This window comes from Candidatus Accumulibacter meliphilus, assembly GCF_036625345.1.
Classification (GTDB): domain Bacteria; phylum Pseudomonadota; class Gammaproteobacteria; order Burkholderiales; family Rhodocyclaceae; genus Accumulibacter; species Accumulibacter meliphilus.
Genome location: NZ_JAZKTZ010000020.1, coordinates 37,260 through 43,717, shown reverse-complemented (window position 1 = coordinate 43,717; position 6,458 = coordinate 37,260). Strand labels below are relative to the sequence as shown.

The window sequence follows — 6,458 nt, the reverse complement described above, 5'->3', positions numbered from 1 at the left end:
GGGAGGTCTGATATTCCGGATGGAGCACACTCACGACACGGACGACGCCAAACGGGCGATCCGCTATCTTGGCCAGGCCGTCGCCCAATCGCCATTCAAGCAGACGATAGACCGCGCGGTGATGCAGTGGATGCAGTACCGCCTCAGTCGCAAGATGCCCGGGCTGCCACTGCCGGAACTCGATGACATGCTGAAAGGAACCGAAATGCTGGAAACGAATATTGATCAATGGAAAGCCAAGGCGGTGGCCGAAGGCCTGCAGATTGGAAAGCTCGAAGGCAAGCTCGAAGGCAAGCTCGAAGGTAAACTCGAAGGGAAGCTCGAAGGCGAGGCTCGCGCCCTGCAACACCTGCTTTCCCGGCGCTTTGGCGCGATCCCGATGGATATTGTCGAGCGAATAGCCGCGGCGGACATCGAACAGATCGAAACCTGGTTCGATGCCGCCATTACCGCGCCGGACATCGCCTCCGTGTTCACCCCGACACGGAACTGATAAGCCTCTGGACGTCGAGTCCGCACTGGACTACACAGCGGCAGGCGATCCGGTTGCAGGCGAGTGACCGCAGCCGAAGCCGCCTTCGACCCACCTGGCGACACCGCACTCGCCTGCAACTGCGGCAGCTTGCCGCCGACCACAGCGGAGGGGAAGTAGGTTTGCAAGGCACGCCTTCCCTTTGCTCGCCCTTGCTCAGGCGCTACAATCGACGCCATGGTTCACCTTCACGACGCGGGCTACAAATACCTGTTCTCGCACGCCGACCTGGTGCGCGAGCTGCTGGAGGTATTTGCCCCTCCCGGCCTAAGCGAACTGCTGGACTACGGCACCCTCCGCCCGGAGGCCGGCAACTTCATCACCCCGGCGATGAAAAAGCGCGAAGACGACGTCGTCTGGTCGATCGAACTAAAAGGCCAACGCATCTACCTGTACCTGCTGCTCGAGTTCCAGGCGTCGATCGACAAGGGCATGCCGGTGCGGATGATGCAGTACGTGGCGGCGCTCTACGACCATCTGGTGCGCAGCAAGACCATCGATCCGGGAGACGGCCTGCCGCCGGTCCTGCCGATCGTGATCTACAACGGCGACACGCGCTGGAAGCACAGCCCCGAGATCTTCGACCTGATCCAGCCGCACCCGGCGGTGCTGACCGAGTTTCAGCCAAAACTGAAATTCTGGTTGCTGGATGAAGGCCGCTTCAGTGCGGAGTATCTGGAAGGCTTGCAACGGGTCATGGCGGCAATATTCCGGATGGAGCACACTCACGACACGGACGACGCCAAACGGGCGATCCGCTATCTTGGCCAGGCCGTCGCCCAATCGCCATTCAAGCAGACCATAGACCGCGCGGTGATGCAGTGGATGCAGTACCGTCTCAGTCGTAAAATGCCCGGACTGCCACTGCCGGAACTCGATGACATGCTGAAAGGAACCGAAATGCTGGAAACGAATATTGATCAATGGAAAGCCAAGGCGGTGGCCGAAGGCCTGCAGATTGGCAAGATCGAAGGGAAACTCGAGGGAAAGCTCGAAGGAAAGCTCGAAGGCAAACTGGAAGGCAAGCTCGAAGGCGAGGCTCGCGCCCTGCAACACCTGCTTTCCCGGCGCTTTGGCGCGATCCCGATGGACATTGTCGAGCGGATTGCCGCAGCCAAACTCGAACAGATCGAAACCTGGTTCGATGCCGCCATTACCGCGCCGGACATCGCCTCCGTGTTCACCCCGACACAGAACTGATAAGCCTCTGGACGTCAAGTCCGCAGATGACCACACAGCAGCGGCAGGTGATCTGGTCGAAGGCGGCGAAACGAAGTCGTCCTGCAAGGGACGTGACTGTCGAAGTTCATGGAGGACGTCGAAAAAGCCACCGGCGCCGTCGACGGCCCGAACGCGCGGCCAATGCCATATCGCTTCGGATCCCGGCAGGCACAGGCCAAATCAATTGGCATCCTGCCGGGGATCGCGCTACTCTCCGCAGCCTGTTGAATAGAGTGCAGACCCCACTTATGACACCAATCAGCGCCCCTGGCGCTGCGCCTACGGCGCTTCCGAGGCGCTCAAACCAGCCATGAAGGCGGTCATCCTTGCCGGCGGGACGGGTTCGCGATTGGCCGAAGAAACAATCGTGCGACCAAAACCCATGCTCGAAATCGGTGGCAAACCGATCCTCTGGCACATCATGAAGATCTATGCCGGCCACGGCATCAACGACTTCGTCATCTGCCTGGGGTACAAGGGCTACATGATCAAGGAGTACTTCGCCAACTACTTCCTACACACCTCGGACGTGACCTTCGACATGGCGACCAACGCGATGGAAGTTCACGAGCGACACGCCGAGCCCTGGCGAGTGACGCTGGTCGACACCGGTGATGCAACGCAGACCGGGGGACGACTGCGCCGCGTGCGCGCACATCTCGACCAGCACGAACCGTTCTGCTTCACCTACGGTGACGGCGTCGCGAACGTAGACATCAGCGCCACGATCGCCTTCCATCGTCAGCGCGGCGTGTGCGCGACGGTCACCGCCGTCACGCCGCCGGGACGTTTTGGCGCCCTCGAACTGGCGGCTGATCGTGTCACCGCCTTCTGCGAGAAACCGGCAGGCGATGGCGGACGAATCAATGGCGGCTTCTTCGTTCTCGACCCCAGCGTACTGGAACTGATCGACGGCGATGCGTGCAGCTGGGAAGCTGGACCGATCGGCCACCTGGCGCAGAGCGGCCAGCTTGCCGCCTGGCGGCATGACGGCTTCTGGCAGGGAATGGACACCCTGCGCGACAAGAAGCACCTCGAAGAGCTCTGGGCCGGGGGCACTGCGCCGTGGAAAAACTGGTGATTCAGGCCGAGTTCTGGCAGGGCCGGCGAGTTCTGCTGACCGGACATACCGGCTTCAAGGGTAGCTGGCTGTGCCTGTGGTTGCAGAAGATGGGCGCCAGGGTGATCGGTTATGCGCTGCCGCCGGCGACGCAACCCAACCTCTTCGAGCTCGCGCGTGTCGAGCAACAGATGGTGTCAATTCTCGCCGATGTCAGGGATGCGGACCGGCTGCGCTCAGCGCTGACCACACACCAGCCGGAAGTAGTCTTCCATCTCGCTGCGCAAGCCGAAATCCTTCCCTCGTACGCACAGCCCGTCGACACCTACGCGACCAATGTGATGGGCACCGTCAATCTTCTCGACGCCGTCCGGCACAGCCCGGGAGTACGGGCAGTCGTCGTCGTCACCAGTGACAAGTGCTACGAGAACGCTGAATCGTCGCATTGCTACCGGGAAGGCGACGCGCTCGGCGGCGTCGACCCCTACAGCAGCAGCAAGGCCTGCGCCGAATTGGTCAGCGCCGCGTATCGCTCGTCCTTCTTTAACCCGGCCGATTACGCGCGCCACGGTACGGCGGTAGCCACGGCGCGGGCGGGTAACGCCATTGGGGGTGGCGACTGGTCGGCGAACCGCCTGATTCCCGATGCCATGCGCGCCTTCGCCGAGCAGCGCCCACTGCAGGTGCGTCATCCGGCGGCGATCCGCCCGTGGCAACACGCCCTAGACCCGCTGGCCGGCTATCTGCTGCTCGCCGTGCAACTGTACGAGCAGGGACCCGGCGCCGCCGGGGCGTGGAACTTCGGTCCGTCCGGTGGCAACACCCACAGCGTTGCGCAGGTCCTCGAGAAACTGATCGATATATGGGGTGACGGTGCCGCATGGAGCGGCGATCCCAGCACTCATCCGCACGAAGCGCACGGCCTTCGTCTCGACGCGTCGAAAGCAATCTCGGCGCTGCGCTGGCGGCCGCGCTGGTCACTCGACCGCGCACTGCGCATGACTGTTGACTGGCACCGCGCGCATTCCCGCGGTGAAGACATGGCCGCCGTTTCCAAGCAACAGATCAACAGTTATTGCCAGGCTGCAGAGAGCACCGTCGTCACATGACCAACACGCCACTGAGAAACGAGATTCTCGACCTGGTCGAACGCCATGCGCAGGAGACGTGCGCGACGGCGGCTTTCCAGCCCGGCAGCACCGCCATCCCGGCGGCCGGCAAGGTGATCGGCGCCGGCGAGCTACGAAACATGGTCGATGCCGTGCTCGACGGCTGGCTGACCAGCGGCCGCTTCAACGCCGAGTTCGAGCAACGGCTGGGGAAGTTCCTGAACGTCGAACACCTGCTCACCACCAATTCGGGCTCGTCGGCCAACCTGCTGGCCTTCAGCGCGCTGACGTCGCCGAGCCTGGGCGAGCGCGCCATTAAAGCAGGCGACGAAGTGATCACCGTCGCCGCTGGCTTTCCAACGACGATCAATCCGATCCTGCAGAATGGCTGCGTTCCCGTTTTCGTCGATATCGCGCTACCCACGTACAACATCGACACTGCGCAGATCGAAGCCGCGATCTCCAGCCTGACGCGAGCGATCGTGCTCGCGCACACACTCGGCAACCCCTTCGACCTGGCTGAAGTCTCCCGCATCGCCAAGAAACACGGGCTGTGGCTGATCGAAGATTGCTGCGACGCGCTCGGCTCGACCTACGACGGTCGCCCGGTCGGCAGCTTCGGCGACGTCGGCACGCTCAGCTTCTACCCCGCGCACCACATCACCATGGGCGAAGGCGGCGCCGTCTTCACGCGCAACCCGCAGCTGAAGCGGATCCTCGAATCGCTGCGTGACTGGGGCCGCGACTGCTATTGCGCAACCGGCTGCGACAACACCTGCGGCAAACGCTTCGAGCAGCAGCACGGCGACCTGCCCTTCGGCTACGACCACAAATACACCTACTCGCAGCTCGGTTACAACCTGAAAATCACCGACGTGCAGGCAGCCTGCGCGCTGGCGCAATTCGACCGTCTGCCCGGATTCATCGCCGCACGGAAAAGGAATTTCGCTTGGCTGACGCAGCGACTGGCGCCCCTTGCCGATTTTCTGCTCCTGCCGGAAGCAACGCCGGGCAGCGATCCCTCGTGGTTCGGTTTTCCACTGACACTCAAGCCGGAAGCCGCCTGCGACCGCGTCGACCTGCTCAGGTACCTGGACGAACAGCGCATCGGCACACGCCTGCTCTTTGCCGGCAACGTGACGCGCCAGCCGTACATGGCCGGACGCAGCTTCCGCGTTGCCGGATCGCTAGACAACACAGATCGGGTGATGAACGACACGTTCTGGATCGGGTTGTGGCCGGGGCTTAGCGAGGAGATGCTCGAGTGCACGGCACAGCGAATTGAAGAGTTTTTTGGTGCGGACTTCTGAAACGTGTTGCGCCCGGTTCCTATTGCCGACATCACGCACATCCTGGAACGTTCCGAGCGGCTCTGGCGCGAATTGCGTGGGCAACACCTGTTCATCACCGGTGGAACCGGTTTCTTCGGCATCTGGTTGCTCGAAGCCGTGCGCGCCGCCAACGAACGCCTCCGCAGCCGTATTTCGACTACCGTGCTCAGTCGTGACCCAGCGGCCTTTGTACAGCAAGCACCACATCTGGCAAACCAGCCAGCGCTACATTGGCACCGCGGCGACGTTCGGAACTTCGCTTTCCCGCAAGCCCGTTGCGATCACATCATTCATGCGGCCACGGAAAGCAGCGCCGCCCTCAATGCATCGCGACCAGACATCATGCTTGACGCGATCGTCAACGGCACCAAGAGGGTACTCGAATTTGCGCAGTCAAGCGCTGTAACGAGCGTGCTACTGACCAGTTCCGGTGCCGTTTACGGCCGCCAGCCTGAGCAGCTATCGAGAATCCCCGAATCCTTTGCGGGCGGCCCCGACATCAATTCGTCCGACAGTGCTTACGCTGAAGGCAAGCGAATGGCTGAACTACTGTGCGCCATTACCGGCGAGCAGCGCGGCGTCAGCATCAAGATCGCTCGCTGCTTCAGCTTTGTTGGTCCACACCTGCCACTGGATGCCCATTTCGCTGCAGGGAATTTCCTGCGCGATTCAATCGCTGGACGGCCAATCATTATCAACGGAGATGGCACGCCACGGCGAAGCTACATGCACCCGGCCGATCTGGTCATCTGGCTACTCACGATCCTGTGCGACGGGCAAAGCAGCCGTCCGTACAACGTCGGCTCGGACGAAGAAGTCTCGATTTTCGACCTGGCGTCTCGGATCGCCGCCCTCTCCGGCGGTAATTGCCCCGTAGTGATCCGCCGCGAACTGAGCGATCGATCGGCACAGGACTATGTACCGCAAACCGAGCGAGCACGGCATGAACTAGGCCTGGAAACGACGATCGACCTCAACCAAACCCTGCGGCGCACGCTCATATGGCTCAAAGAAGAAAGGGAATGACCCCGCTACGATGCTACGCGCAGCATACGCCCAAAGCGGCGTGCCATTTCCCATGGGACTCCTCTGCACGATGCGAGTCGCAGCCGCAGGCCGTGGCGCTTACAATGTGGGCAGGAATCAAAGACGACGCTGCTCGGCTTGGGTTCACACGGGCCGAGGCAAGCGCACATCGTGCGCCG

At 62.1% G+C, this 6,458-nt stretch carries 5 protein-coding genes and 1 pseudogene; all 6 read left to right on the top strand.

What is annotated here, in order from left to right:
• A pseudogene (locus V5B40_RS24205) lies at positions 1-493 on the top strand (DUF4351 domain-containing protein); the annotation flags it as partial.
• Between the two features lie 216 nt (positions 494-709).
• A complete protein-coding gene (locus tag V5B40_RS24200) occupies positions 710-1,732 on the top strand; it encodes an Rpn family recombination-promoting nuclease/putative transposase (RefSeq protein WP_332356944.1) in 1,023 nt (340 codons plus the stop codon).
• Positions 1,733-2,063: 331 nt separating this feature from the next.
• Positions 2,064-2,834: a glucose-1-phosphate cytidylyltransferase gene (gene rfbF, locus V5B40_RS24195; RefSeq protein WP_332356943.1), complete on the top strand. Its 771-nt coding sequence runs from the start codon at positions 2,064-2,066 to the stop codon at positions 2,832-2,834.
• Positions 2,819-3,922, top strand: a complete 1,104-nt coding sequence (rfbG, locus tag V5B40_RS24190) for a CDP-glucose 4,6-dehydratase (RefSeq protein WP_332356942.1) — start codon at positions 2,819-2,821, stop codon at positions 3,920-3,922. The genes rfbF and rfbG overlap by 16 nt, the downstream gene beginning before the upstream one ends.
• The gene (gene rfbH, locus V5B40_RS24185; RefSeq protein WP_332356941.1) at positions 3,919-5,232 is read left to right on the top strand and encodes a lipopolysaccharide biosynthesis protein RfbH; all 1,314 of its coding nucleotides are present in this window, start codon (positions 3,919-3,921) and stop codon (positions 5,230-5,232) included. Before rfbG ends, rfbH begins: the two co-directional genes overlap by 4 nt.
• A 6-nt stretch (positions 5,233-5,238) precedes the next feature.
• Entirely contained in the window at positions 5,239-6,279 is a 1,041-nt protein-coding gene (locus V5B40_RS24180) for an NAD-dependent epimerase/dehydratase family protein (RefSeq protein ID WP_332356940.1), read from the top strand.
• Positions 6,280-6,458: the final 179 nt, after the last annotated feature.